Origin of the sequence: Bradyrhizobium algeriense, from assembly GCF_036924595.1 — a bacterium.
GTDB classification, from domain to species: Bacteria; Pseudomonadota; Alphaproteobacteria; order Rhizobiales; family Xanthobacteraceae; genus Bradyrhizobium; species Bradyrhizobium algeriense.
Map to the genome: position 1 here is coordinate 5,048,477 of NZ_JAZHRV010000001.1, position 26,083 is coordinate 5,074,559.

A 26,083-nucleotide genomic window follows, 5' to 3' on the forward strand; every position below is an offset into this window, starting at 1 on the left:
CCACCATCGATCTCAGACGGCGCGAAGATGGATCGAGCCGGCATAGGGACGGATATACGGAGGTACCCTCCGTTTAACAAGACGTGCCCCGAAAGATTTCAGAATCCATCCAAAGGACATGTGCAAACAACGCGATGCAGCCATGAGCGGGTTCAATCTAACCAGATCGTGATCTACATTGCGGGCATGGACGACCACGTCGACAACGTCAGGAAGCCCCGCGCCGACGCCGTGCGCAATCGCGAGCGCGTGCTCGAAGCCGCGAAAGCCGTGTTCAGCGCGGGCGGATCGGAGGCGAGCCTCGAAGCCGTTGCGAAGCGCGCCGGCGTCGGCATCGGCACGCTCTATCGGCACTTCCCGACCCGCGAAGCTCTGTTCGAGGCCGTCTACCGGCGCGAGGTCGAACAGCTCGGTGAACTCGCCGGGCAGCTGAAGAGTGCAAAGCACCCGGTCGAGGCGCTGCGCCGCTGGCTGCATTCCAATGTCGAATTCGTCGCCACCAAGAAGGGCATGCTGGCGGCGCTGGCGCTCGCAGTGCAGAACCAGTCCGAGCTGCACGCATTTTCGCTCGATCGCCTGACCAAGGCTGTCGGCCTGTTGCTCGACCGCGCGGTCGCCGCCGGCGAGGTGCGCGCCGATATCAGCTCGGAGGACCTGCTGCGGGCGCTGATCGGCATGTGCTACATGCACGATCAGCCCGGCTGGCAGGCGACGGCACTGCGGCTGCTCGACGTGTTCATCGACGGGCTTCGGATCCAGCCGAAGGCGAAAGCGTCACGCGCCGCTGCGAAGTCGCCGACCAACAAACGCGCGACGACGCGAACGGTTAGACGCTAACCCCGTCAGGATCGGGCTTTAGCTCATCGCGCTGGCCGGCGACGAACCGCGCCGCGCCATAGGGTCGCCCTCCGCGGAACGCCTTGCCGATCCGCCGGCGTAGAGCCGTTGCCCTCCGAAGGCAAAGGTCACACGTTCGAATCGTGCCGGGTGCGCCAGTTTTTCGTTGTTTTACAAGGCGATGTGCAAACTCAGCCTGAGACTTCAGTTCTCGTTCATTCGCGCGAGCAAGCAATTGAGAGAAAATTTCTACACGCGCTTGAATTGGCGCTCGCAATGCGGGTCGGTCCAGTCCATCGAGAGGAGGTTGTTCGGACTAGGTCGAGTTGGCGGGAGCTAGCGAAATCTAACATCCACAACGACCGCTTCGCGCCAATTGCGGACTCCAGCTAACGCAAACACGCTACTCATCCAACCTCGTCACAGCGGCAGATGGCCCGCGCTCACTAGCTCGCCGACTTACCTGGCATGATTTGCAGAAGAGGCTCCGGCCCGATCGAGATTTGACCGGTGAATGGCCGGTCGTGAGCGGCGATCAGCAGTACGGAGGTGGCCACTCCTGTCGCGAACAGCCCCATCGCTATCCCCGATGCCAGCCGATTGCCGCAGTGGACCACGGCGATCACGAGCAACTCGCATATCGCCTGCAGGTACAGGCTCCACCATTTCACCGAATTGACTTCTGCTTGGCTGACGATGATCCGTTGCCGGCGCGCATCCAGCGCGGACCCCAGTGCGCTGATTATTTCGCGCTGCGCGGTCTGCTGGCCCGGGTTCTGCGGAGTCATCGAGACAACGAACTGCAGCGCCTCGGCCAGAGCAATAGGAGCCGACCTCAGTGAAGCCGTTTGGCGCGCCATCATCGGCCATTCCACCGTTGCTGTTTGCTCAACGTAGTCACGAATCAGGTCACGCAACCGGCTTTCCTGTTCTGGCGGCAGGCCAGCCGCTAGAAGCACAACGGCTCTCAGCGCGCTGGCCTCTCGGCTGACCGCCGCACTACCACGATCACTGTCACTCCAGACCTGTGCAGCGGTGAAAGCAACAAACAGGCCGAATAGGATACCCAGCACCGGCAACATACCGGGAGAAATCGCCTGGAACGATTTTGCGCGCTCTCCCGTCGCGAGTGCCGAAACACTGGCGAAAATAATTATGGCAAGCAGATAGGTAAAGGCGAAGATAGCTATTGCCATCAACGGCACCGGCAGATTGTGTAACCAGTCGCTCATTATTGTCCCCGTTCCGCCTGGCGCCCGAATGGATCGGCTCCGGCCGCAACAGAATGGCGCCAAATCACGCGACACGCCGGTTGGCGTAGCGACATTGCCCCCTTGTTGTAGATCAATTCATGCGGTTTGACGACGGCTTCCGCCGACGGTCGAACGGCCGCTTTGCGCCACAAGCGGCCGATCAGAGACGGCCGCTTGGGTGAGATCAAAGGTCAAGACGGTTTTGAAGCTATGGTCTTCGGCTCGCTATAGAGCGACGCGGAGGGCGGGATGGCGGAGGAACTGTCATGCCTACGCCGCCATCGGCGTCCGGGGAATATCGTGGAAGTTCGGCGGCCCGACTTTGCAAGGGGAAGTGTTTCAATTCGGAGATAATTTCATCAATGATGACATCACTGATTTACGACAGTTCAAGGCGGGCGACCCGCCTCGATCGTGTTAGTGACAGGCAGCATCTGCAGGGAGAACACGTATGACGAATTCCGAGGATAAACCGCCTCCCGCAGTCGGGGCCTATTGGATCAAGGAGGAAGATTATCCAGCGTTGCTGCAACTTTTCGACGATGGCGACAAGATGCCACCGAACTGGAAAGAATGGCTGAAGATGGCCGAGGAAATGGAGCAGGGACTCAAGGCCTATGGACACGTCGTGCTGCGTGTTTACATCGACCCCGCCACATTCCCGGACTGGTGCGCCGCCCATGGCACAAGCCCGGGCAGCACCGGACGCAGAAAGTTCGTCGCGGCGGCGGTAACCGAGAGATATGGCCGACAGGCCTGACCAGCACCGTCTTGGCGGGACGCCGGCCCATCGCCAGCCCAGACGGTTATCCAGGGGACCTGCTCTCAGGCCAGTACCCGAATCCGGTGGGCACGGAATTAAACTAGATGCATTCTGCATCCATCGAACTATTGTTCGTCATCGAACAACGCGAGGCGGAGGAATTTCATGATAAGGAAGGCAAACCCTCTGGTGATCCTGGGATTTGGCCTGTGCCTTGCCAGCCCAACGCACGCGCAGCAGGCGGACTCGGGTTCGCCCGACCTGGTTCTGATCAACGGAAAAGTCCTGACCATGGATGATCGGTCATCCGTCGTGGAGGCGCTGGCCGTTCTGGACGGCAAGATACTCGCAACAGGAAGCAACGCGTCGGTCAAATCCATCATCAGCACACGGACACGTGTGTTGGATCTAGCCGGCAAGACTGTCGTTCCCGGGCTGATCGATACTCACGCGCATTTCAAGGCTGCCGGTCTCTCGGAGTACGTAGTGAGCATGAGCAGGGCGAAGACGGTCGTCGAGGCTCTCGATGCTGCCAAGAAGAACCCGGGCGAATGGATCGTGGGCGGCGCATGGCATCCGCCGTCGCAGCTCGCTGAGAAGCGCTATCTCACCAAACAGGAAATCGATGGCGTCGCTCCGAACAATCCCGTCTACCTGCGGACCGTTGGTCACTTTTCGATCGCGAACGGCCTGGCACTGCAGAAGGCGGGAGTCCTCGTCGAGACTGCGATCGATCGGGTCGAGAAGGCCGTGCCGCCGTGGAGTGAGGAAGACGAGGTCTGGCAGTTCAAGATCGCTGAGGGAGTCCTGAACAGCTTCGGGATTACGAGCGTGGTCGAGCGAGCGACGGAAGCTCGGGACATCCGGACGCTTCAGAAGATCGCTGTTTCTGGAGAAGCCACTCTCCACGCGGGTCTAATGTTCCGGCCGGAGCCGCCGGCGGACATGGCTGCGTGGGAAACGGTAATTTCCGGTAACGGCGCGTCGTCCGGATTTGGTGACGACTGGCTGAAATTTGCCGGCATCAAGATCTTCTACGACGGCGGCATGACTCTGAAGACCGCGCTGACCCGCGATGTCTATCCCGATTCGCATGACGACTACCGCGCGTCGCGCAGCAGACGCCCGAGCGATTGAAGCAACTCGTGTCGATCTGCAACCGATACCTTGCTCAGTCATCCATCTAGCACGCGCCAGATGGCTTGCGAATGCGAGACGCGCCGGTCGGGCTCGATGTTTGGATCGATGCGCATCACGATCCATGAAACGTCACGCCAGTCAGCGCCTTGTTGCTCGGCATCGAGCAAGCGCATGCGCTACATCAGCGACATGTCGATCAATTGGCGGCGTTTCATAGGCGTTCTCGACGAGAGCATGGCATCACACAAAGTCAAAACGCGCTCCTAGTCAAGTTTGAGTCAGCGATCTGGGCTTGAGGCGCGTGTCGCGTATAGCAACCGCTGCCCCTTAACTTGTTTATGCGGACGAGGGCTTGAGCGGCGGAAGGTTCGCAGCGGTATTTCTAATCGCAGCTTTCACGCCAAGCTGTTGCCCTTTTACCACGTCATTCCAAACACGCCGCGCCTACAATCTACTTGGGGGTGATCGGCATGTTCGACGTATACGTTCGAGGAAAGAGTCAGCTTCTAGTGATCCGACGAGGAGCGCCACTGCCCGCGGGATTAGTAGGCGGCTGGAGGAAAAAGCGAGCGGCCCGCACTGTCAGTGACGAGATAAGCAGCGCAGTTATGCGGGAGGGCTTCTATAAACGCTCACAGGCGCGGGTGATGGATGCTCCCGTGGACGTTTCCCAATCCTTCTGAAGATCAGCCTCAAGTTCTAAGATGATGATGTGGAGCAGACTTGCGGCAAGTGGATCGGTGACTTCCCGTTCCAGCAGCCGATAGCGCGCGATCTGGACTTCTTGCTCTCTGAATTTGCGCTCTGTCACCATGTCCTGCCCTCCAACAAACCGACGCTGTGGAAGGCGAATTGTTTCGCTAAAATCTTCAGATCATTTTCTATGGTTTCTAATTAATGAATTTCGGCGGGACGAGAGCGTCGGACAGCTCCTAATAGTATCAGGGCTAGATCGCGCGTGTCAGAGGCAGGCGTCGCGATGATCAGGCGTCGCCGCTTCGCAGCAGATGGCGATAACGTTGCTCGGTCATCCATCTGGCACGCGAGAGGTGGCTTTCGAATGCTAGTCGCGCCCGGTGGGCCTCGGTGTCTGGGTCGATGCGCAACACGATCCGACAGACTTCACGCCAGTCGGCGCCTTGTTGATCAGCATCAAACACGCGCATGTACGTGATCATATGCTCTTCGTCATACACAGTAAGCGCTGGTCCGGCTGGCGCGAGATCAGCGACTTGCGGATTGAGTTGCGGCTCTTTCATCCGATCCTCGGTTTTTGGCGAAACGCGTCAGAAAGAACAGATGCTCCGATGACATAGGAACTCCCGTAAATGTATGCCGCAAATGCTGGCTGATCCTCATTTTCAACATGAGTAAAACGTGGAGATCGATGTTACGCCGCATGCGTGGAGAAGAGCACCTTTTGCTGCGCCAGCACTTCCCGCGCGGCAACTGCATAGATACTGCCATTTGTACTTACTCTCTTCCTTAACTCGCCGCGCTAACCTGTCGCGGCCTCACACCCCACATTTATCCGTTCGTACAATGAGGACTTAACCTTGAGCCAACGCACAGTTGGAATGCCCGAGGCCGATGAATTGAAAGACATGATGAGGTTGTTAGCGAGCTTATGGGATGCCGCGCAACGCCTTCCTGAGGGATCAGAGCGGCAGGATGCGTTCAGACAGATCGGGAGCTTCCATAGGCGGGTGGCGGCCTTAATTTCACACGCCCTTTAGGCTCTCAGGGATGTCGTGTCGGGCTCTGCGGTGGCTACCGATCCAACTCGCGCCGGAAGATTGCGATTTGGAAGTTGGCGAATTTGATAAGACTGGCATTATGCCATTGGGCTTTCCATGCCGTCGAAAATTGGGGGTTTGGTACAATGCGTGGGCCGATGAGCCGATTTTGATTTTTCCGACACACTGGAGGATCTGGCGCGCCAACAGTTGGTAAGCTGATTTTTGCGGGTGCGCTCTCTTTTTGAAGAAGGGGAACCACGTTATGAGGACAGGGCTTTGCTTAGCTATGTTGCTCATACCCACGATTGCGCTCGCTCAAGGCGCAACACCAACAAGGCGACCGACCGTCAGCGCGAAGCCGATCGTTCAAACGAAGCCGAAGGCGCCCGTTGGTTGCAAGCTCGTTGGAACGGTCAAGGGAACGAAGCTCTGGGCGGGCGAATGTACGGCGGCGCCGGAGCTAAGAACAGGTACGCCATCCGAAGAGTCCGGTCCGTCGGCCCCCGATGCGGCGGGCGGGACCACGCCGAAGGATCAGCAGTAACGCTGCAATTCATGTGCAATCGCCACAGCATCACCACAAACCAACAAGCCATCCGCGCGCTCTTCCGCGTGATAAACCGCTACGTCGGCGACCTTGCGCCGATGCCGGGCGTATTTCCCGTCGGTTCTCGACTTCTTGGACGCCAACTGGCGCAGGCTATTCGGCCGAACTTCAATTGGAAAGAGAAGCCGCTCGGACGTAGGTCCTCTGGGCCATTTGGCACGGGAGCAGGTCCTAATGGCCGTAAGACGCTGGTCAGTGAACGAGGCGTTCCCAACACAGCAGCCACTCTGGCTTCACGTCAAGCGCATGACACAGCTTTATGAGTTCGCTCGGATAGAGCCGCGCGCGCCCGCGCTCCCAGCTCACGATCTGTGCCTCACTGTAGCCTGTCAGTTGGGCAAGCTCCCGGCAATCCATGTGGGCCTTAGCCATCGCGCGCGACAGGCGCTCGCCGATCCGCTGTTGTTTGGCGACGTAGTTCTCCTTGAGCATCGTCGCACCTCCCTTGTCTCAGTCCAGCCTACACCTAAACCGCGGACGTTTCACACACAATTCGCGCGACCATGCGAAGACCTATTGACGAGCGCCGCGCGTGGTGGTCCTGACGACCGAAGAGGAACGCGACGTCTGGATGCGCGCGCCGTCGGATGAAGCCAAGGCAGCCGTTGCCGGATGATGCGCTGACGATCGTCATGCGGAACCTGGACAAAGAAGATCGGACTGCCGCGTAACGGCATCCTCTCCGAGCGCAAACCAATCTACCGTAAAAATACGGACGTCGTGCAACCGCCGCTTGGAATACCCGCATCGGTAAGGTTGAGCAGTTAGCTTAACTCGCGACATGCGTTGCTCTATCGAGAAGTTGAGCTATCGATAGAACCGCCGGGCAATTGCCCTCATCCGGTCTCCAAGCAAAGCCGTCAGCGAACATACTCCGCTTGGCGGTTTTGTCTTTGAAAGGAGCGTTTTCACCGATGCCTAGGTCGTGGTCTTTTGCAAATGATCGTCGCCTTATCGAACTTGCCAAGGCGTCGAAGTCTCCAGAGGAGGCCGCCCGTATCATGAAGCGCAAGCCTGAGCGCATCCGTAAAGTTGCAATGCGACTAGGCGTTTCATTCAAAACTGAGAAGAAGAAATAATCTGCCACTAGCACTGCCGCAACCTTATCTGGGCAGGCCACGTCAGTTCGCTATAGGAACAACCCTGTCTGCGAACCAGTTTCGTTTGCGGGCCACTCAGTACGCGTATCGGTGGCCCGGCGCGGCCCCCGCCTCAACCCCATGCCCCCGAGAAGGCGCGGGGCCGCGTCCGCCAATACCGTGCGGTGGCGGTGCCAGCCCGGATAAAGCGGTGCGGCTGCCACGCTGGGCCGCGCGGCGTCGCAGGTACTTAGTGCAAGTTCGCTAGTCCCTCGAAAGCGGACATCCCCCAGTGCGATTAGCTGGTCCGCTTTGTGCCAAGAGCTGCCGCTCCGGTGAGGTCGCGTTTTGAACCCAAAGCGGGCATGCCCCCCCGCTCCCACGAATGCCTAGCGGTGCAGCTTGAGCCTGCTTGCGCAGCCGCTTTGCCTATTGGCAACACGTTCTTCAAAGGTTTGTGTGAAACGGCGACGCTCTGGCAAGCGCTGCTCCATCCATTCGAGGACGAGCGTGAGCAGGACCGACGTTCTTGTCACGATAACTGCCACAGTACCGTGCGGTGATGGAACCAGTAAGCACCCGGAACAAAAGCATTCAGGAAGCGCACCGGAACCATTCCTGAAAATGCTCGGTTAGTTTGTGGGACCCTGGAGGACCATTTCCATGAGATATCTCGCTGCGATCGCGATAGCTGCCTTTGTCGCTGGTGCTGGGCTGGCGGTCCATTCTGTCGGCTCGCTGCGCCCCGACAAGCATTCCACGCCGGCCGCCACCCAATTGGCGGCCCGATTGGCTGAGTCCGCGGATCCGTTTTTGCTTCAGTCCGGTGGCTAACAATGGGCGCAACTCAAAACGCATTGGCGGCGCTGCCTTAGACCACTCCGGTAGCCGGTTAGGAGGCGACAATGTCGCCGCGAGCAGTCCGGGCGAAACCATGTTCAACGTGCGCCATTTGTTGCCCCTCGCTGCACTTGCGGCGGTCTTGAGTTATGCCGTGCCGTCGTCTGCTGAGACCATCATCGACGAATGGGCAAAGGTACAGGTGCCATCGCCGCCCGAACTCAAGAGCTCCGAAGACCAGCGCGATTCTTCTTCGGCCTGATAAGCTGGTCATGGACGTTCTTCGCCTAGATTCAGTTCGCTCTTGCATCGGCGACGGCTTCGGATCGAGGAGAACGCCATGCCCGAAGCACAAAGCGACATTGACTATACAGTTGATATCCGCAGACACGAGACGACATTCCGTGCGAATACAGCCAAGGGAGAGGAATTCCTCGGCGGCGTTGACCTCACTATGTCCAATGAGGAAGCACATACATTCACACAGGATGCCCGCGCGGCAGGGCTGACGGTCAAATCGTTTTTTTAACGACCTTGCAAACCAAATCAAATCATCCACTCATCCGATGAATGGCATAGGATGCTTGCGGACTACCAAACCGATAAAGCCGAACACTACCCGGCCACCATCACTCAATGCGGATATTGCAACTCGGAGAGTCTCTCAATTAGGCGACCTCCAATCGATCAAGCCGTTGGTTTCGGCCGATCTACGCTGACGTCCTGGATTCCTCCGGACCATTATGGAGGGACCGCTTAAGGCTCGCCTGATCATCGCTGGTTGTGCTGTCGCTCAGATCGAGTCGCGATGTACTGCTGCCCGCGACCTAACGGCGTGCAGGATCTATCGCGAGGGGGTACGGGCTAATAAGTTAGGACAAGCAGACGTTGCACAATCGCGCCTAAGCAAACGAGCACCACCAGCAATTTGAGAAGGTTTGCCAATCGCCCGTCGGGCGCAAACCTGTCGATGGCCCAAAAACAGATTGCGCCCACGACCACAATGATCAGAACGCCAATTAGAACTGAAATGATCGCCATGAGTTACCCTTGGACTTGCTGCTGCCGGGCGCAGCATCCCGAGGCACCGGCCGGACGTCAAGGTCAAGTCGCGCTAATTTCGTTGAATTGAGCCTGCAAATTCGGGGGAGCTCCCGCTGGCTGGCTCGTACCAAAACCTGTCGTCCTGAAATCGCAGCTGGGTGAGATCAAGAGGTATTCGTCGCTATAATACCGTGCTCGCTATTGAGCGACGCGGCCGGGCGGGTTGGCGGAGAACCCGCCATGCATGTTCGTCCTGTTTGCAAAAGCCGTCCAATACCATGGAATAAGGGGTTGCTCGTCGGCCAGAAAAAGCCTCTTCAGCCCAAGCACGTTTGGTCCATTCGCGTTCGATTGGAGGTCGCCCAGATGTGGCGAGACCTCTCCCTGTTCAATCTGGCGATAGATAGCAAGCTTCGCGCGTGTGATTTGGTCAGACTGCGTGTCGACGAAGTATGTTCGGGCGCTAGGGTCCGAGTTCGAGCGACGGTCGTTCAAAAGAAGACAGGCCGACCCGTGCAATTCGAGATTACGGAGCAGACGAGGACTTCCTTGGAGATTTGGTTACGATCGATCCGGACGACCGGCTCTCGACATCTCTTCCCCAGCAGACTGCATGCACGCCCTCACCTATCCACCCGACAATACTCTCGACTGGTGCATCGCTGGGTTGATAGCATCGGTTTGGAATCAATCTCCTATGGTACCCATTCGATGCGGCGTACGAAGGCCACTCAGATCTACCGCAAGACAGGCAACCTTCGCGCCGTTCAACTCCTCCTCGGCCATACGAAGCTGGAGAGCACCGTCCGATATCTAGGAATTGAAGTGGATGACGCTCTAAACATTGCGGAGCAAATCGAACTCTGATCGTCGACCACCGGCAGCACGAGCGGTGGGTCGCTTCCGCGCCAGGAGCGGCACGGCCTTCCGAAGAAGGAGACCGCCCTCCCCGAGTGGCAAGAGGGCATTCAGTCCTTCCGCCATGTAGCGATTCATCCCCGGGGGCGCTTTCGCGAAATTGCCGCGCCAAGCTTGAAATTGCTCAAACCGCTCACGCCGAAGCATTGTCGAAGGCGCAACTCTCGGAGCTAGACATGACGAGAGTGGAAGAAGAGGACTAACCCCGCCACGCCGATAAAGTGATCAAACACCGCGCGGCGCATTGTCGGCTCCTGGCTCTTTTCGGACCTACCCGACCTCGCCGATGATGTCCCCCTGATAGGATCGCCCGCGGCTATGTCGAAGATGTTGGCAGGCTGTGAAGTACTTTACATCCCTGTGTTCTTGGCCCGGGCTAAGATGGCGAAGGCTTCTTACTTTGAAGGAGGCATCCGATGTTCGCGACAATCAAATGGAACTCCCGATACAACGCTCGCGAATGGGTGATGATGGCTGGGGCGCTCGTCGTCCAACTCAGCGCACTGAATGCAAAACGACAGAAGGGTGAAAGCAAACCAAGGCGGCCACTCTGGAAACACTTCGACGACACCCATCATTGGGACCCAACCGCGGAGGAATGGGTCCCCAACCATGATCGGTGATCGCGCAACGCATTATGCGTCCCGCAGGCCGAATTCCCGAGGCTTCAAGATCCTTTTCACTGACGGGCTGTAGAGAGGTGCGGTCGCGCACAAGTAGCTGGATCGGGATGTGAGTTCCTGCCGGCCGCTTGATAGTGGTCAAGCAATTGCTTTTGGGCCGTTTGCCGACCGCTTCGGTCCTGGCACCTTTACGCGGTCATGGGTTGATGTCCGTTGGCGGCGCTAAAGGGGACGTGCTGGGACGCCGTCGGGATCGACGCGAATGACCCAAAACCGGCTGTTTCGGTGACGTCGCCTTTTGGCCCTACGCTAATCATGGGTCAACGTCGTGGCCGCGGATTGACATTTCTCTCTACGGGGAGATTGCATGGCGCGCGCAGCTTGGCTTTACGGACCTCGGCATGAAGCTTATTGCGCATCGTGGATGGTCCGCGGGTCCGGGTGAAAACTCGCTCGCCGCGTTCGCACGTGCCGCCCGTGACGCCAGAATATCTGGTGTCGAATTCGACGTCTGCCTTGCAGCGGATTGCGACACATTGGTGGTGTCACACGACCCGCCGCATCATGTCGAGAATGCGCTTACCCTCGATGCGGCACTGTCGCTTCTTTCACCAACTGACCTTGAACTGTTTGTGGAGGTGAAGGAGACGGGACTTGTCTCTAGAGTCATCGATAGGCTGGTCGCCAGCAACGTGGCCCGTCGCTCAGTCGTATTTGCCTTTGCCGCCGTCGCAAGATCCTTTCCGTGGGAGGGTGTGCGACCGGTGCGCCTGGGCATCATCGTCATGTACCCGTGGAACCTGAATCGTGCGGTGCGCAGGTATGCGCCGGATGCCCTCCTGCTCGGCTGGGACGCGCGCGCTTGGACGCGAGTCGCTTTTCGCGCCTGGTGGTCCGTTTTCTCGCTTGAGCAGCTTGCGCGACGCCACCACGTGCCGGTTGTGGTAGGAATCGTGCAACGCATGGACGACCTTCATTGGCTCTCGCGGCAGCGCCTCTACGGGGCGCTTGCCGACGTCGACCGCACTATCGGCCGCAGCGCCAGACCTGATTAGGCCGGCGCAAACCCGTTCGTTGCCCGCGAACTATTCGAAAGCAGCTGACAGATCGGCCTGATCTGGCATGGGGAACCGGCTCTTTCGGTGACGTCGCCTTTTGGCCCAGGGCGGAATCGGACGATGTGGGTTGCGACGTCCGCATTCGAGGGGATTGTGTTGCAAAAGTCGAAAGTTGCATGGCTCAAGATTTTTCGCGAAAACACTAAGCGGCGAACGATCGCTGATTCGTATGACCTCAATCGCGTTACCGAAGTCGCCTGTGAATTTTGCGTGAGGCCGTGAGGTCCCTCACATCTTGTACAAGAAAGTCGCGCCCACGGCCCGCAGAATTTTGGTCATCGGCGAAAATCGACTTTTGCAACACAATCGAGGGGCGAGCGGACTCAGGATAAGGTAAGGCCGAGGTCTGCTTTTGGACCCAACGCGGACCTCTCGGCATGTCCGCTTTCGCGCCGGGATTGGGTGCAATGAGGACGCTGCGCCTGGCGCTCAGGATGGCCGGGTCTCCTGTGGGCCACGACAGCACGGGTACTCGATCTGCTCGTCGGCACGGGGACGTCCACCCGGAGCTAAATCAAACAAGGTCCACAGGGGCTCGACAGTTCCGAGGTGTCGCGGATCCTGTCCCGGATCGCTTGGCGCGTGGATCAGCTCGCTTGCCCAGTGTAGGCGGATCGCGCCATCAGGCCACCGCTTGAAAACGGTCATGATAGGAACGGGCTGCCCATCTGGACCATCCCCTCCATAGTCTCGCCGGAAGCTATTGTGCGCGGCCGACAACAGTCGGATGTGCCTCCACCCTTTGTCGCGCGCGAACGCCACGACCCGTTCGATGGGGGCCTTTGCGACAACCGCCAAGTTGCCGCCCAGCCCTTCAAAATGGGGTATCGTGCCTTCCCACATGTCAATGAGCGCAGTGCAGGACGGACACGGCCCCTCCTCAAGCGACAGTTGCGCAGTAACCCCACTCGTGGGGCCTGGCCGACTATCCTGCGCGTGGCGCGGGAACATGTAATGGTAAAGCATTAGCGTGTCGCCGCCTCTAAAAAGCTCGGACATTGGAACCGTCGCGCCTGCTCCGTCCTCGCCGATGCAATCGAACAGGTAGTCCTCTGGCACCTCGCCGCCGGGAGGAAGGGCACGGAGTTCCGCGGCGACGGACTCCATCTCCCGACGCAGGTGGAGTTCGCGCTGAAGCAGCGCGTCGCGCGCGGCACGGTAATTCTGTGACTCATTCGGAAAGCTGATGCTCATAGGTGCTTTCTCCCCTGGCTGGATATAGCCGATCAGTGAGCGTCTCGCTCGGAGCCGTTCTCAGAAGGCCACAACTCGCATAGCTATGTGGCACCAAGCGGGATATCGCGGGCCTTGGCACTTGCCGCCAAAAGTACGGCAGGTACCCTGTCCTTACGCCAGGCTTTGCCAAGCATTTTCCGTCGCCGTTCGCGGTCTACTTCTCAGAGATGGACCTGAGCGCCGCCGTGCTGGCCGTCGCTGGCCTCTTCCAGTTCACGCCATGGAAGCACGCCTGTCTCGTCCGCTGCCGCTCGCCATGGGGTGCCGTGTCAATCCGTCGAGCGCTACAATCGCGATGCGCGAGGGCTTGCGCCACCGCGCTTTTGGCGTCTGCTGCTGTTGGGTGTTGATGGCGCTGCTGTTCGTCGCAGGCGTCATGAATCGGCTTTGGATCGCGGTCATTGCCGCCTACGTCATCGCAGAGAAATGGGCGCCGGGCGCGGAATGGTTCAGCCGCGCGGTCGGTGTACTGTTGTGCTTTGCGACGGTCGTGGTGTTCGGCGTCGGCGCACGCTAAAGCCGGTCTCAGGTGCTGGCGAAGAGCGTGAGGAGATTGCGGTGCTCCATTCGATCACCCTGTCTTATAGGAGGGATCGCGGAGATCGCTGCGCCGGAACAAGTTTTCATATCCTGGGGAGCGGTCTGCGAGCTATTTCTTACCAAGAAGGCGGGCGCCGCGTTCACGAGCCTGACATCAGCTCGTGGCCCACACCGACGAAATCCCGCGCTCGTCCAAGTGTCGGCTGTTAAGGGTCGACCGGAAATGGCTGACGTATGGCCAAAACGACGCGACTGGCGAGCAGGCTTTGGAAACTGTGCCCCGGCAGGCCGTCGTCAGCATATATTTGGGCACAAGGAGGTGCGATATGGCGACAACAGCTACCCAAGTCGTTCTTGATACGCCTGCGGCGGAGTTTCGGCTTCCGGCCACCGACGGCAAGAATTACGCACTGGACGACGTTGCGGGCGAAAAAGGCACGGTCGTCGTCTTCATCTGCAACCATTGTCCCTATGTTAAAGCGGTGATCGACCGCATGGTTTCGGACGCCCGCGTGCTGATGTCGGAGAGCATAGGCTTTGCGGCGATTTGCTCGAACGATGCGGCGAGCTATCCCGAAGACTCATTTGAGAATATGAAGCGTTTCGCGAAGGCTCATGATTTCCCGTTTCCATATCTCCACGACGAGACCCAGACAGTCGCTCGGGCGTATGGGGCGGTCTGTACGCCGGACTTCTTCGGTTACAATGCCGACCGCAAGCTCAAGTATCGGGGCCGGCTCGACGAAGGCCGCACAACTCCGCCTCGCGCGGGGGCGCCCCGAGAGCTTGTCGAGGCCATGCGCGCGATTGCGACCACCGGTCTGGCGCCGGCTGACCAAAAGGCGTCTATTGGCTGCTCGATCAAATGGAAGGACGAATAAAGCCAAGCCCTGTCAACATGTTTCGCATCTAAGACCGCCGCGTGCGGCAGCATTTGCTGCACATGTGCGATTTGACTAGCGGCATCACGAGGGCCCAGCGGCCGCTGCCGGAGTCGCATTCGCCCCTTCTGCTTCAGGTCTGCTTCCGGGGCAACACGGACATCAACCGGTGAGATAACCGGCTAAGTCGGTCGGAAATGACCCGACTGAGACATTGGCGCGGGGCTTCGTCCGGCGTTTTGCGTTTAGGACCCCGGCGGCTCTTCGCTCGCCCCGGATACCTCGTGGTGGATCGTGACACCCGCCGAACGCAAGCCGGTCAGCAATACAGTTCTTACAGAGGCAGGATCGAATCCAATATCCTTGGCGTTTGGTGGATGTGCCTCGCTGCCCTTCAATCGGAGCGCCAAGTGCAATTGCTCGCAAAGGTGCTGAACGACGAGATTGACCTGATCGTCAGTCATGATCTGCTTTTCCCGCTACCATTTTGCTACCCAACTAGGTAGCACACATGAAAATAGGGGCGATACGCGATTGGACCGCCCCAAGGATCAACCCCACGCGATTGCCCATGTACTTCAGCCCACGCTATGGGGCGAAAACCAGAAGCGGGAGCCGGTGTCAATCGCTGGCAATGCCCAACGGATGGTGCCGCATGCACCGGGACCTTCGCCCGGCGCTCCGAAGGGGAATAAGGTCTTCGGCTCGACACGGTCGACGATGCGGCCTGCATGTCCGGTGTTGGCCCTTCCGCGACGTGCTGATCCCGCCGAATGGCCGCTTTGCGCCACAAGGGGCCATCACATCACGTCGGCATAAGCCTGCGCGGGCTCATTCGGGCAACCCCGCCTTCCGAAGCCCCTCGATCAATAGCTTCGAATTTGAATGCCCGCCGCGGGCGATATACGCGGATATTGTAAAAGCGGGATCGTGCTCAAACACACGCGCCGCCGCCTCTCGCGCCTCGACGTCACGTCCGAGATGGGCGAAGGCAGATGCGAGACAGCGGTAGGCTGCCGAATAGGAGGGGTACTGACGAAGGGCTTTCTTTCCTGCGACGATGGCTTCGTCAAAGCGACGAAGCTCAATAAAGGCCATCGCCATCCCAACAAATAGTCGGTGTAGCAGCGGGTCCACCGGGCTCATGCGCATGGCACATTCAAAGCTCCGGAGCGCTTCTTCCGACGGCCCCGCAATCTGATATACCCAGCCTCTGCTGTGCCATCCGTAAAATGAATTCGGATTGAGGGCGACCGCCCGGCCTGCCATTTCGATCTCGCTTTCACGGTCGCCGACCATAAACGCGGAGACTAGGGCAGCATTTGCCAACGTTTCCGGATCACTATCGTCGATGCTCAATGCCAGGCGAAGAAGCCGAATCGCTTCCTTGCAGTCGAATTGAGGATCGATCGCATAGCCCAAAGTGACGTTGAGCAAGTGACAGACACTTGCCAGAGAAGCAACTAAGCCGTACCGGGCGTCTAGCTCCAGAGCGCAATGAGTCAGCCTTATCGCCTCGGCCAATCCTTCGCGGGTCGTCAGGTAATTCTGCTGCATGGCACGGAGAAAGAAGTCATAGGCGGTGAGATTCTCCGGTCGCCGCCGTGATCCCATTGCAATTTCTGTTTGAAGCAATTTTGGCTCGATAGCTGAGACAACAGCCACCGTTACGTCGTCCTGGAGAGCGAAAATGTCTGTCAGGTCGCGCTGGAACCTGTCCGCCCATATGTGTGCGCCTGTAACCGCATCGATCAACTGCCCTGCGATGCGAACTTTCCCCGACGCCTTGCGCACAGACCCTTCAAGGACGTAGCGCACGCCAAGTGTCCGCCCGACTTCTTTGATATCGACCGCTCGACCCCTGAAAGTGAAACTCGAATTGCGAGCGATGACGAACAGCCATTTGAATCGCGAAAGCGCCGTGATGATCTCCTCGACCATTCCGTCCGCAAAATACTCCTGCTCCGGATCGGAACTCAGGTTAGTGAATGGCAGTACCGCGATCGAAGGTTTGTCGGGCAGCGTGAGGGGGATTTCGGCGGTTCTCCCAGGTTGTCGGTGGCCGCGGCAGCTGCCGGCTCTTGTGCTGCCGGCACAGGTCCAACGAAACGGATGCCTTTCCGCGGCAGGGTTTTGATGAGGCGCTGTTTCCTCGCCGGAATCGCCGATCGCATTCCGGGCGACGTTCAGCCGCGTCGTCAGGGCCGCATCGGACACGACGCGCCCGCTCCAAATGGCGTAATGAGATCGTCCTCGCTGACGACGCGCTGCCTGTTGCGGATCAGGTATTCGAGCAGGTCGAATACCTGTGGCGCGATAGCGATTACATCCGCCTCGCGATGCAACTCGCGCCGGTCGGTGTCGAATGCGTAGTTCTCGAAGAGATAGCGCAAAATGCCATTCCCTGACGGTGCTCCGATCCCTAGCACCGGTTGCAACGCCAAGAGTAAGCCGCCGGTGAGGAAAATGTAAGCCGGATGTCAAGCGCGCTCGCCGGCGGCGGTTGAAGATCGGGCGGTGCCTGGTCATTGGGAGGGCGATCTCCTGTCCGGGCCGAACAACACCTACATCGCGACCTTGGTCGAGCGTCATACCCGTTACGTGATGTTGGCCAAGGTGGCAGGCAACGACACCCAGACGGTTGTCACCGCGCTCATCAAGCAGGCGAAGAAGCTACCAAAGGAGCTATATAAATCCCTAACCTGGGACCGGGGCAAGGAACTTACGGATCATCGTCGCTTTACGTTGGCGACCAAAATCGACGTCTATTTTTGCGATCCGAAAAGCCCGTGGCAACGCGGGTCGAACGAGAATACCAATAGCCTGCTGAGACAGTACTTTCCTAAGGGCACCGACTTGTCGATGCATTCGCAAGCCCATCTGAACAAAGTGGCTCGTCAGCTAAACGAACGACCACGTGAGACCTTGCAATTTGAAACCCCAGCAGAAAGATTTAACGCCTGTGTTGCGTCGACCGGTTGAGCCGGCAGTCCTAAAGCGAACACGGACCTTTTTGGCAACCTACTAAGTCAACATCTCTGACTTATGGTTCGCCCGTCGCTGATGATGTAGTTTGACTCGTGTTGACGCACGCAACATTGTGGCGCGCAGCTTTAATCTGGTTTTCACACTGACCGCGCATTGCGATTGCGTCTCTTGCTGCATACAGCTTGGGAGAAACTCGCATGAAAAAATTGCTGCTAACGGCAACCGGCTTGATTGCACTCTCGCTTCCGGCAATGGCGCAAAATACTGAGGTCCGGGTGATGCCCGATGCGCTCATATGGAAGGATAATCCAGCCTTTCCGAAGGGCGTTCAGATTGCCACCTTGGTCGGTGACCCCACGAAAGCGGGCGAGGTTGTCGTCTTACGCATCAAGTTTCCACCTAACTTCCAAATGCCTCCGCATACTCATCCCTATTCCGAAGTTGTCACAATCATAAGCGGTGACGTCGGCAGTAGCCATGGTGAAAGATTCGAAAAGAAGGGTGATCTCCTAAAGCCAGGCTCGTTATGGGTGTACCCCGCAAAACACGCGCATTACGCTTGGACCGGAAGCGAGGAAGGGATACTTCAAGTTCAATTTATCGGCCCAGGTGGCATCGATTACATCAATCCGGCTGACGATCCGCGCAAACAATAGCCGCTTCGCATTGCAAGAGGCCGTCTCAAGCGGACACTTATCTGGCCGGTATTCGCAAGGGAGGATGTCATGCGATCTTTTCCAAAAGTATCGAGTGCAGCACTTGCCCTGTGCATGCTGTTACTGTCGTTTGGCTCCAGCGCTTTGGTCGAGCCGAAAGCGGAGGTGGCGGCAGCGACCTTGGCATGGGGGCAGGCTCTTGGCGGAGACGATCTCGAAAAGGTCTTAACGCTCTATGCGGACGATGCCGTACTCTGGGGCACGCTGTCGCCGACCGTGCGCTCCGACCGGGCGGCGCGACGAGACTATTTCGTGGCAGCCTTCAAGGTTCTGCCCGGCCTCAAGGTCGCCTTCGGCGATCAGCTGATCCGCGTGTACGGGAATGCGGCGGTCAATACCGGCTATTACACCTTCTCATATGTCAAGGATGGCGAGACAAAGAGCTTGCCCGCGCGCTACAGTTTCACCTACGTCAAGAACGGCGAGCGTTGGCTGATCGTCGACCACCATTCCTCGGCCATGCCATCAACCCCGAGATAGCTCACCACGTCTTCGAGTTGGTGAACACCCGTAGCGGCTCAGCTGTTCGTCCGCACTTGGCCTGAAGCTGCCGATTTCCGAACCATTGATGGAACAAAAAATAAAGTTCGCTTTGTAACACAGTTCCCCGGAACGAATCCCCGGCTGGCGCGTAATGGCGTCGGCGCTGGGATACCACGGGACAGCAAACGTGATCGGAAAAGAGTATTTCGTGCGTCAAGCGGCGATCCTGTTTGGGTTGGCCAAAGGAACAACGGACCCCAAGATTTCCGCAGCTCTTTTTGGACAAAGCGGCCGATCTTAAGTTGCAAGTGGACGAACCAGGCGCGCCGCCTAACTCGAAGCCCCTCGCACCGGATATTGAGCCGCCCGCGACGTGACGGAAGGCCGCCTCCGTTGGCGGCCTCTTTCATTTGAAGCCAACAGTCGTATGTCGGTTTTGGGCCTCAACCTCAACCGGTCGAGGCGCAGGATGCGCTTGAGATGTGCGAACAGCATCTCGATCTTCTTTCTTTGACGCCGCGATGTCACATAAGCCTCGGTCTTGGCGATGTCGCGTGCGACGTCTCGGGCGTTCTCGTGGATTGAACGTGGGACTTTGCGGGCTGGCATCTTCGGACAGCAACGTGGCTTGAGCTCGCAGGCGTCGCAGTCATGTTTGCTGGCGCGATAGAGCAGTGTTGTCCCATCATTCACCACGGTGCCGGTGGAAGCCAACACCTTGCCAGCCGGGCAGATGTAAACGTTGCTTTGCTGATGGTAGGCGAAGTCTTCCCGAGAGAACGTCCCGTCGGCACGGCCCGATTTATCAAAGACCGGAATGTGCGGCTCGATCGCGCGCTCGTTGACCAACCAGCCCAGCATCTCGGCTGATCCATAGGCGCTGTCCGCGGCGATGCGATCAGGACAGAGTTCAAGGCGCTCTTCTGTCCGCTCGATCATGGTGCGTGCCGCACCGACCTCGGCTTGCCGGATAGCCCGCGTCGCCTCGACGTCGACGATGATCGCGGCCTTCAGGTCGATCAGGTAGTTGTTGGCGTAGGCAAAGAAGGCATGGCCTTTGTGAGCGCCCGTCCATTGCGCGGCCGGATCCGACTTGGCAATGAACTTCGGTACCGTTTCGCTCGCCGCACCCCAGGCAGCCTCATCCAGGGTGTCGAGATACTCCCGGACGGATCGACGCGTCCTGGCAATGGTGCCCCAGTCAACATCATCGGACCCAGCAACAGCGCGCTGTTTGTTGGCGTCGGCTGCAATCAGACTGGCATCGACCGCAAACGCGGCGCCGTCGACCAACCCTTCTGCCATGCAGCGCTGCACCACGGTCTCGAACAGTTTGCGCAACAGATCGCAATTGCGGAAGCGACCATGCCTGTTCTTGGAGAAAGGTCGAGTGGTCTGGTACCTCGCCATCAAGGCCGAGCCGACAGAACCAGCGGTAAGCAGGGTTCAAGTGCACCTCTTCGCACAAACGCCGCTCGGAACGAATGCCGTAGCAGTAGCCGACCAGCAACATCCTCACGAGCAATTCGGGATCAATCGAGGGCCGGCCAGTGCAGCTGTAGAATGGCGCCAGCTGCCGCCGGACCTCCGACAAATCGACGAAGCGATCGATCGACCTCAGCAGGTGGGTGGCCGGAACGTGTCGCTCAAGTGAGAACTCGTAGAACAGCGCCGCTTGATCGACCTGCCGCTGACCCATCATCGATTCAAGTCTCCACCCACAAGGAGAATGAATCAGCGATTTCCCTTGGCTTCAACAGGGTGTTTTTCAACACAATCCGCCAAGAGCCGTCGTTCCATAACCGCTTGCGGCGCTTTGATCGGGCGGCTGAACGGGAGCGTCGCCGCGACTAGGAGCGGCGTCTGGAGAACGCCAGAACCTTTAAGAGGGGCTGACCATATCTCATCCACCATTGTCTTGGCGAACTGCTAAACGGTGTAGACGCGTCGCCCATGCCAAACAGTTCAAGCGGCATCAGCGGAGTTGCGCATCCAGCGTTCCCGGCTCGGCCGGATCATCCGCGACATCCGCCGCAAGATCGAAGGTCAGGATGCGCTTGAGGAGGCGTTCGCACTCCCGCTGAGCCGGGCCACGCAGATCCGCTCGCAGCAGCAGCGCCAGCGCGGCTGGAAGCTGTATTCCTTCCATGCCCCGGAGGTGGAGTGCATCGGCAAAGGCAAGGCTGCCGCGCCTTACGAGTTCGGCGTGACGGCCTCTATTACGACCAACGACCAACAACCGGCCTGTCCCCGGCGGCCAGTTCGTGCTGCACGCCAAGGCGCTGCCGGATAATCCCTATGACGGCCACACGCTGCGGGATGTCATCGAGGACACCGAGAAGCTCACCGGCTGCGTGATCGAGCGCGCCTATGTCGACAAAGGATACCGCGGTCACGATGCGCAAAATCCGCGCCGCGTCTTCATCTCGGGTCAGAAGCGCGGCGTCTTCGGCATCATCAAACGTGAACTGCGGCGCCGCTCCGCCATCGAGCCCGTGATCGCCTGAAGTCAGAGGCCACCTCGGCCGCTGTTACCTCAAAGGCCGGGCCGGCGATGCAGCCAACGTAATCCTCTCCGCCGTCGGCTATAACTTCCGCCGTATCCTCGCCTGGCTGAGAGAGCTTTTGTGCCTGATCTTGATCCCCCTCTGGCCCGTGCTCGCCATCCCAGCCAGGTTCAATCCGGCTTCTTAACGGACGACGACCCAATCTGCGACATTGGGCAGCACTCAAGAAAGTGCACGATCTCACTTGATCGGCGGAATGGTTCGCCCAGGCGGCGATGTCCTGAGCCGACGCGCTTATGTTCAACTGCCGCAGCACGTCAGCGATGAGTTGCTTCACGTCCTGATGGCCACCGTTGTTGAAGGTGATGCGCGTGCCTTGTCCGTCGGGCAGTGGTGTGGCGGTCACGATCCTATCCGTGTTGATGACGATGGGTTGATCGTCCGGTTGCGTGAACTGCACGAATGCCATGAAAGATCGATCCTGCCTGTCGGGCGCGCGAGCCACGCGCGGCGCCCCGAAACCTGCGACGCGCGGGCGTCAAGGTCAAGCGACGCGCCGCCTCGCTTCCCGGTGAGGGCAGCACTCATCTACGCGGTTGCGGAACGACCGCTGTTGGCACAGATGCGAAGTGCGCGATGTCCGCTATTTGGTGGCTATCAGCGGAAAAACGGACGTCGCGGACATCGCGTTTGTGTAGATGCGGAGGTCATACGAGGCGGGCCGCTGCTAGAGGTGGCGTGGCGGGCGCGGTAGAGAAGCTTGGCGAGCCGCCCAGGTTCCGCGTGGTTGCTGTGAGCGCATTTCTTCCCCGCACACAATCCGCGGGCGGTTTTACTGCGTCAGATATTTATATGCGACAATCAGAGCCACCATGCTCGCGAAAATCAGCAGTGCCGAGAGGGATTTTCGGATCATTTGCCTCGTCGAATGGCGTGCAGCCGATGGAGCGGGCTGAGGTTTAGGCCGTCTCTGGAAGCGCACGACTTCGCCCTCTGTCGTTGGTGTGCGGGCCTTTGGTTCCGGCGCCGCGCCCACGCCTCCCATCTCGCTGTAATAAGCGCTGTAGACCTCGCGAACGGCCAGGGCCGTGGACTCGGCCTCGCTCATCGTCTTGAGTCGGGTTCGATAGTTAGTCAGAAAGCCCTGTGCGTTTGACGGAAGGTCATCGAAACCACCGAGCTTGGCCATCATGAGCCAAGTGGCAAAATCCGCCTCGGCTTTCGTGCGAGCTTTCTTGGCGATACTGGCGTTGGAGCTAGAGGACATGGTGGTCCGATTGGTTCGCCCGCCCAAACTCGCCGGCGTTCATGGCGATCGTTGGACAGTTCGCTTAGGTATCTCGGTTGACCTCGCGCCTGGCTTGGCGCGCCAGGATTTGCCCTGGCGCTGAAGCCGCCAAGCGCGCTGGACCAAATTAAGGGGCTTGCCGGCCCGCATCGTTGATCCGACCAATCTACTCCTTTGCCGAAGTCGTGTATCTTGAACGAGCCGAAAAGCTCGCTCATAAAACCGTCATTGAAAGGTTGGTGGCCGTGGTCCAAAGCAAAAATGCCTCGCCAACTTGGAACGATGTTAGGACCGTGCTCTTAGACTTCAATCGCGCAGGCCTTCGGGGGCTCGTGCAAGACCTCTACACTGCGAGCAAAGACAACCGAGCATTCTTGCACGCCCGCTTGGGCTTGGGTCATGATCAGCTCCAGCCCTTCAAAGCAAATATTTCTACCTGGATATGCCCAGACTTAATGAACGACCAATCCGTGTCGGTTTCAAAAGCCAAGAAGGCGATTGCGCACTACAAGAAAGCGATTGGTCGCCCCGAGGGGATGGCGGAGCTGTCGATATTTTATTGCGAAGAGGCATTCGGCTTTCTAGAATCCTGCAGCATGGAAGATGAGAGCTACTTTGCTGCTCTGATCCGCATGTATGGACGGTCCCTCGAATTTGTATCGAGCCTACCTGCTGCCGAGCGCGCCACCTATCTCGAGCGTCTCGACAAGCTTAGATCACGCGGGAGCCACGTCGGCTGGGGGGTTCAGGATGAACTCAATAGCCTTTGGTACGCTGCCGCTCTGGGCGAGCAACAGAGTGAATGACGACTCCTTCTGTTGGATGAGGTAATCGACGAAGCGGCGCGAACCTTGAAGCAGCGGGTGGGTTGCCGGTGGTGGAGCGTGCGCGCTGGATCTAGGAGTAACGCGACTTAAACTTCCCGTCCTACTGCGAACAGCTTTCGGAATAATGCTTCGGACTGGCGCAGGCCTTCGTCAGTGAATACGACGGATTTAGCTTTGTGCGCGATCAGCTTGGTCTCGCTATCATTTCGGCCTTCAGAAAGCTGAAGTAGTTCGTTTGCCAGTTCCTGACTGGCACGGATCTGTGCGCTATTATGAATACACGCCCCATGGCGATGCCATCCCCGTGCGGCGCGTCTCGAAGCCGCCAACAAGCAGCTCGGCACGACTCACATAGAGACAACCGCTCGGTGAGCTCGCGGCCATTATTGCGCACATTGGAGGTCTCATGCGATTCATTTTCCGTGTTCTCGCCGCAGCCGTGGTTCTCCTCTTCTATCTCCCCGTGATCTCGGGAGTCACGCTTGCGATTGCTGATGCGACTGGCGGGGTGCCGGGCACTCTCACCGGCTGGTGGAAGTATATCGGCGATGTGATCGCCGAAGGCGCTGGCTTTTCTGCAAGCTACAAAGAGAACATGTTCACTATATGGGGCATCGCCGCGCTCCTCAGTGTCATCGGTCACACACTGCTTTCGGTTTCGAGGACGTGGATGCATCGATGAGGAATTTCGGAAGCCCCGCTACTTGCCTTAACGCAACCCGAAGGGAATGACTGCGCGGTCGTACGCCAGATCGCTCGCGGCCTGCGAGGCTGTCCGCTTGTGGCACTTTTGATAAATGCCGGACCGGCCCTGATGATGTCCGTTTCCGGGTAAGACCGGAAGTGGTCGGCCGACGTTCAAACCGGTGCTTTTGACCCATCTCCGACATCGGTTTTCGGGACAGACTCGCTCACACGTTACAGGCGGCGGCTCTCCGGTTCAAAGGCCGCTGAACCAGTTGTAGCCTTCATCTTCCCAGTAGCCGCCGGTGTAATTATTGAGCACGACAAGCCCGATAACGTGCTTAGGATTTTTGAAGCCGAGCTTGGTCGGAATGCGCACGCGCATGGGAAAGCCGTATTTCGGCGGCAGGACCTCTCCATCGTACTTGAAGGTCAGCTGCGTCTGCGGATGCAGCGCCGTGGCCATATCGATGGAGCTCGAATAGCCTTCGGCGCAGGTGAAATGCACGTACTTTGCCCGTGTATCGGCGCCAATCCGGCGGAGAAATTCGCGAAGCGGCGTTCCCGTCCATTTTCCAATTGCGCTCCAGCCCTCGATGCAGACAAGGCGGGTGATCTGCGTCTCCTGGGGCAGCGCGTACAGCCGATCGAGTGTCCATGGCCGCTTGTCGTCGACCAAACCGTCGATCAAGAGTTTGTATTCGTCTTCGTCGATATCGGGTGCGTTCTCCTCGCGATAATACGCATTGAACGGGAAAGGACGCGTGATCGCGGTTTCTGGATAGGTCGGTGCAAGTCGGTTCGGGTTGAACAACCACGCCTGCACACGATCATTGAAGCGAGACACGATGCGCAGCGCATTCTCAGCCGACGGCCCATCGATGACGTCGCATCCGGTCAGAAAGGCGAGCGCACCGACGCTTGCGCCTGCCCGCAGGAAGGCGCGACGGCTTGGCTCTGGCAGGAGTTTGGCAGCGTCCTTGGCGACGAGTTCGGCATCGATCCCGGGAACCGAGGATATCGAACAAGACATCTCTGGTCTCCTCAGAGGCCACAGATTGCTACGCCTATCATGGCAACCATCGCGACGGCGTGATCTCAATGGATCAAGCACATGTACCGGCTCTTCCGCGAAAGCCGGCCGCCAAGGGTTGCGTCCACCATGCTTCCTAGTTCCGACATGGGCAATATGGTAAGGTAAGCTACCTTTAACAAGGCCGCAGGGATCGGCGAAATCCCCTCGAAAACCCTAGCACGAAATGAAATTGACCCCGGGTCATCGAGGGTCATCCTGCTGCCTCCAAAACCAGTGCTCCAAAGCATCAGGAGGAAGCGATGTCTCGCACCATAGCGTGTTCGCTGCGAATGATCGGTTTTGCCGCCATTCTGGCGGCGCCCGTGGCATGGACTCAGGAGGCTCCGCCCGTCCGCGTGCGCGGAACCATCGAAGGTATCATTGATAGCGCGATCTATGTGGTTAAGACGCGCGATGGAGCCGAACTAAAGGTGACGCTTCCCGAAAAGCCGCAGATCGCCGGCATTGTCAAGGCGTCGCTTTCCGATATCAAGGAGGGCTCGTTTGTGGGCGTCACCGCCATGCCGAAGCCCGACGGCAGCCTGAGCGCACTCGAAGTACACATTTTCCCCGAGGCCATGCGCGGGACCGGCGAAGGACACTATCCGTGGGATCTTCGGCCCCAGAGCACGATGACGAACGCGAACGTTGAACAGATCGCTGCCGCTGTTGATGGGCGCACGTTGACTTTGAAATACAAGGACGAGGAGAAGAAAATCTTCGTCCCGGCGGATGCACCCATCGTCGCTTACGTCCCGGGAGACATGAGCGATCTCAGGCCTGGCGCAAAAGTCCTCATCATCGCGGCCAAGCAGCCTGATGGAACACTGCAGGGTCGCGCTTGGCGCGTCGGTCGCGATGGACTAATGCCACCAATGTGACTGCAGCATGAGCGAG

At 58.6% G+C, this 26,083-nt stretch carries 25 protein-coding genes and 6 pseudogenes; 18 read left to right on the forward strand and 13 right to left on the reverse strand.

What is annotated here, in order from left to right; translation table 11 throughout:
• Positions 1-186: 186 nt before the first annotated feature.
• Positions 187-837 carry a TetR/AcrR family transcriptional regulator gene (locus V1286_RS24425; RefSeq protein WP_334489860.1) on the forward strand — a complete coding sequence of 217 codons (651 nt, stop codon included), beginning with the start codon at positions 187-189 and terminating at the stop codon, positions 835-837.
• Between the two features lie 446 nt (positions 838-1,283).
• Here V1286_RS24425 and V1286_RS24430 read toward each other — a convergent pair whose 3' ends face one another.
• Positions 1,284-2,069, reverse strand: coding sequence for a bestrophin-like domain (locus V1286_RS24430; RefSeq protein ID WP_334479398.1), 786 nt, complete (start codon positions 2,067-2,069; stop codon positions 1,284-1,286).
• Positions 2,070-2,541: 472 nt separating this feature from the next.
• On the opposite strand from V1286_RS24430, the gene V1286_RS24435 reads away from it, so the two are divergent.
• On the forward strand, positions 2,542-2,850 hold the full coding sequence (locus V1286_RS24435; protein WP_334483669.1) for a hypothetical protein: 309 nt from the start codon (positions 2,542-2,544) through the stop codon (positions 2,848-2,850).
• A gap of 168 nt (positions 2,851-3,018) precedes the next feature.
• Positions 3,019-3,990 (forward strand): amidohydrolase, encoded by a 972-nt coding sequence (locus tag V1286_RS24440; RefSeq protein ID WP_334483672.1) that lies wholly within the window; start codon positions 3,019-3,021, stop codon positions 3,988-3,990.
• Positions 3,991-4,017: 27 nt separating this feature from the next.
• Here V1286_RS24440 and V1286_RS39140 read toward each other — a convergent pair.
• The 3 genes and pseudogenes from V1286_RS39140 to V1286_RS24450 all read right to left on the reverse strand — a co-directional run.
• Positions 4,018-4,166: pseudogene (locus tag V1286_RS39140) on the reverse strand (DUF2285 domain-containing protein); the annotation flags it as partial.
• Positions 4,167-4,615: 449 nt separating this feature from the next.
• Positions 4,616-4,804 carry a hypothetical protein gene (locus tag V1286_RS24445; RefSeq protein ID WP_334489863.1) on the reverse strand — a complete coding sequence of 63 codons (189 nt, stop codon included), beginning with the start codon at positions 4,802-4,804 and terminating at the stop codon, positions 4,616-4,618.
• A 172-nt stretch (positions 4,805-4,976) separates the two neighbouring features.
• Positions 4,977-5,252 (reverse strand): DNA -binding domain-containing protein, encoded by a 276-nt coding sequence (locus tag V1286_RS24450; protein WP_334483675.1) that lies wholly within the window; start codon positions 5,250-5,252, stop codon positions 4,977-4,979.
• A gap of 1,035 nt (positions 5,253-6,287) precedes the next feature.
• On the opposite strand from V1286_RS24450, the pseudogene V1286_RS24455 reads away from it, so the two are divergent.
• A pseudogene (locus V1286_RS24455) lies at positions 6,288-6,434 on the forward strand (SOS response-associated peptidase); the annotation flags it as partial.
• A 97-nt stretch (positions 6,435-6,531) separates the two neighbouring features.
• On the opposite strand, the gene V1286_RS24460 reads toward V1286_RS24455, so the two are convergent.
• A complete protein-coding gene (locus V1286_RS24460; RefSeq protein ID WP_334483677.1) occupies positions 6,532-6,771 on the reverse strand; it encodes a helix-turn-helix domain-containing protein in 240 nt (79 codons plus the stop codon).
• Between the two features lie 1,581 nt (positions 6,772-8,352).
• Here V1286_RS24460 and V1286_RS24465 point away from each other — a divergent pair.
• Both V1286_RS24465 and V1286_RS24470 read left to right on the forward strand, forming a co-directional pair.
• A complete protein-coding gene (locus tag V1286_RS24465; RefSeq protein WP_334483680.1) occupies positions 8,353-8,520 on the forward strand; it encodes a hypothetical protein in 168 nt (55 codons plus the stop codon).
• Positions 8,521-8,598: 78 nt separating this feature from the next.
• Positions 8,599-8,787 (forward strand): hypothetical protein, encoded by a 189-nt coding sequence (locus V1286_RS24470; protein WP_334483683.1) that lies wholly within the window; start codon positions 8,599-8,601, stop codon positions 8,785-8,787.
• A 335-nt stretch (positions 8,788-9,122) separates the two neighbouring features.
• Here the strand turns inward: V1286_RS24470 and V1286_RS24475 are convergent, their stop codons facing one another.
• On the reverse strand, positions 9,123-9,299 hold the full coding sequence (locus V1286_RS24475; RefSeq protein WP_334483686.1) for a hypothetical protein: 177 nt from the start codon (positions 9,297-9,299) through the stop codon (positions 9,123-9,125).
• Positions 9,300-9,542: 243 nt separating this feature from the next.
• On the opposite strand from V1286_RS24475, the gene V1286_RS24480 reads away from it, so the two are divergent.
• The 3 genes from V1286_RS24480 to V1286_RS24490 all read left to right on the forward strand — a co-directional run bounded on the left by V1286_RS24480 (position 9,543) and on the right by V1286_RS24490 (position 11,898).
• Positions 9,543-10,169 (forward strand): tyrosine-type recombinase/integrase, encoded by a 627-nt coding sequence (locus V1286_RS24480; protein ID WP_334483689.1) that lies wholly within the window; start codon positions 9,543-9,545, stop codon positions 10,167-10,169.
• 467 nt (positions 10,170-10,636) lie between these two features.
• The gene (locus V1286_RS24485) at positions 10,637-10,843 is read left to right on the forward strand and encodes a hypothetical protein (protein WP_156434992.1); all 207 of its coding nucleotides are present in this window, start codon (positions 10,637-10,639) and stop codon (positions 10,841-10,843) included.
• 401 nt (positions 10,844-11,244) lie between these two features.
• Positions 11,245-11,898 carry a glycerophosphodiester phosphodiesterase family protein gene (locus V1286_RS24490; protein ID WP_334483696.1) on the forward strand — a complete coding sequence of 218 codons (654 nt, stop codon included), beginning with the start codon at positions 11,245-11,247 and terminating at the stop codon, positions 11,896-11,898.
• Between the two features lie 492 nt (positions 11,899-12,390).
• Here the strand turns inward: V1286_RS24490 and V1286_RS24495 are convergent, their stop codons facing one another.
• Positions 12,391-13,155, reverse strand: a complete 765-nt coding sequence (locus tag V1286_RS24495) for a DUF899 family protein (protein ID WP_334483699.1) — start codon at positions 13,153-13,155, stop codon at positions 12,391-12,393.
• A gap of 209 nt (positions 13,156-13,364) precedes the next feature.
• Between V1286_RS24495 and V1286_RS24500 the strand changes: the two are divergent.
• Together V1286_RS24500 and V1286_RS24505 are read left to right on the forward strand one after the other, a co-directional pair.
• Positions 13,365-13,714 (forward strand): annotated as a pseudogene (locus V1286_RS24500) (DUF2182 domain-containing protein).
• Between the two features lie 349 nt (positions 13,715-14,063).
• Positions 14,064-14,618, forward strand: coding sequence for a thioredoxin family protein (locus V1286_RS24505; RefSeq protein ID WP_334361378.1), 555 nt, complete (start codon positions 14,064-14,066; stop codon positions 14,616-14,618).
• A 245-nt stretch (positions 14,619-14,863) separates the two neighbouring features.
• On the opposite strand, the gene V1286_RS24510 is transcribed toward V1286_RS24505, so the two are convergent.
• The 3 genes from V1286_RS24510 to V1286_RS24520 all read right to left on the reverse strand — a co-directional run bounded on the left by V1286_RS24510 (position 14,864) and on the right by V1286_RS24520 (position 17,011).
• Positions 14,864-15,082 (reverse strand): hypothetical protein, encoded by a 219-nt coding sequence (locus tag V1286_RS24510; protein WP_334483704.1) that lies wholly within the window; start codon positions 15,080-15,082, stop codon positions 14,864-14,866.
• A gap of 367 nt (positions 15,083-15,449) precedes the next feature.
• Complete coding sequence (locus V1286_RS24515; RefSeq protein WP_334483707.1) at positions 15,450-16,835, reverse strand: tetratricopeptide repeat protein; 1,386 nt, start codon at positions 16,833-16,835, stop codon at positions 15,450-15,452.
• Entirely contained in the window at positions 16,817-17,011 is a 195-nt protein-coding gene (locus tag V1286_RS24520; RefSeq protein ID WP_334483710.1) for a winged helix-turn-helix domain-containing protein, read from the reverse strand. Before V1286_RS24520 ends, V1286_RS24515 begins: the two co-directional genes overlap by 19 nt.
• A 100-nt stretch (positions 17,012-17,111) precedes the next feature.
• Between V1286_RS24520 and V1286_RS24525 the strand changes: the two are divergent.
• The 3 genes and pseudogenes from V1286_RS24525 to V1286_RS24535 all read left to right on the forward strand — a co-directional run.
• Positions 17,112-17,600 (forward strand): annotated as a pseudogene (locus tag V1286_RS24525) (IS30 family transposase); the annotation flags it as partial.
• A gap of 203 nt (positions 17,601-17,803) precedes the next feature.
• On the forward strand, positions 17,804-18,262 hold the full coding sequence (locus V1286_RS24530) for a cupin domain-containing protein (RefSeq protein WP_334483713.1): 459 nt from the start codon (positions 17,804-17,806) through the stop codon (positions 18,260-18,262).
• 69 nt (positions 18,263-18,331) lie between these two features.
• Positions 18,332-18,802, forward strand: a complete 471-nt coding sequence (locus tag V1286_RS24535) for an SgcJ/EcaC family oxidoreductase (protein ID WP_334483716.1) — start codon at positions 18,332-18,334, stop codon at positions 18,800-18,802.
• A 333-nt stretch (positions 18,803-19,135) separates the two neighbouring features.
• Here V1286_RS24535 and V1286_RS24540 read toward each other — a convergent pair.
• Positions 19,136-20,507, reverse strand: a pseudogene (locus V1286_RS24540) (transposase).
• Between the two features lie 241 nt (positions 20,508-20,748).
• Here V1286_RS24540 and V1286_RS24545 point away from each other — a divergent pair.
• A pseudogene (locus V1286_RS24545) lies at positions 20,749-21,499 on the forward strand (transposase family protein); the annotation flags it as partial.
• A gap of 645 nt (positions 21,500-22,144) precedes the next feature.
• On the opposite strand, the gene V1286_RS24550 reads toward V1286_RS24545, so the two are convergent.
• The gene (locus V1286_RS24550; RefSeq protein WP_334483719.1) at positions 22,145-22,579 is read right to left on the reverse strand and encodes a hypothetical protein; all 435 of its coding nucleotides are present in this window, start codon (positions 22,577-22,579) and stop codon (positions 22,145-22,147) included.
• Positions 22,580-22,752: 173 nt separating this feature from the next.
• Between V1286_RS24550 and V1286_RS24555 the strand changes: the two genes are divergently transcribed.
• Both V1286_RS24555 and V1286_RS24565 read left to right on the forward strand, forming a co-directional pair.
• A complete protein-coding gene (locus V1286_RS24555; RefSeq protein ID WP_334483722.1) occupies positions 22,753-23,406 on the forward strand; it encodes a hypothetical protein in 654 nt (217 codons plus the stop codon).
• 427 nt (positions 23,407-23,833) lie between these two features.
• Positions 23,834-24,109: a hypothetical protein gene (locus V1286_RS24565; protein ID WP_334483727.1), complete on the forward strand. Its 276-nt coding sequence runs from the start codon at positions 23,834-23,836 to the stop codon at positions 24,107-24,109.
• Positions 24,110-24,367: 258 nt separating this feature from the next.
• Here the strand turns inward: V1286_RS24565 and V1286_RS24570 are convergent, their stop codons facing one another.
• Positions 24,368-25,144, reverse strand: coding sequence for a molybdopterin-dependent oxidoreductase (locus V1286_RS24570; RefSeq protein ID WP_334489865.1), 777 nt, complete (start codon positions 25,142-25,144; stop codon positions 24,368-24,370).
• A 302-nt stretch (positions 25,145-25,446) separates the two neighbouring features.
• On the opposite strand from V1286_RS24570, the gene V1286_RS24575 reads away from it, so the two are divergent.
• Complete coding sequence (locus tag V1286_RS24575; protein WP_334483729.1) at positions 25,447-26,067, forward strand: hypothetical protein; 621 nt, start codon at positions 25,447-25,449, stop codon at positions 26,065-26,067.
• The last annotated feature ends 16 nt before the right edge of the window (positions 26,068-26,083 follow it).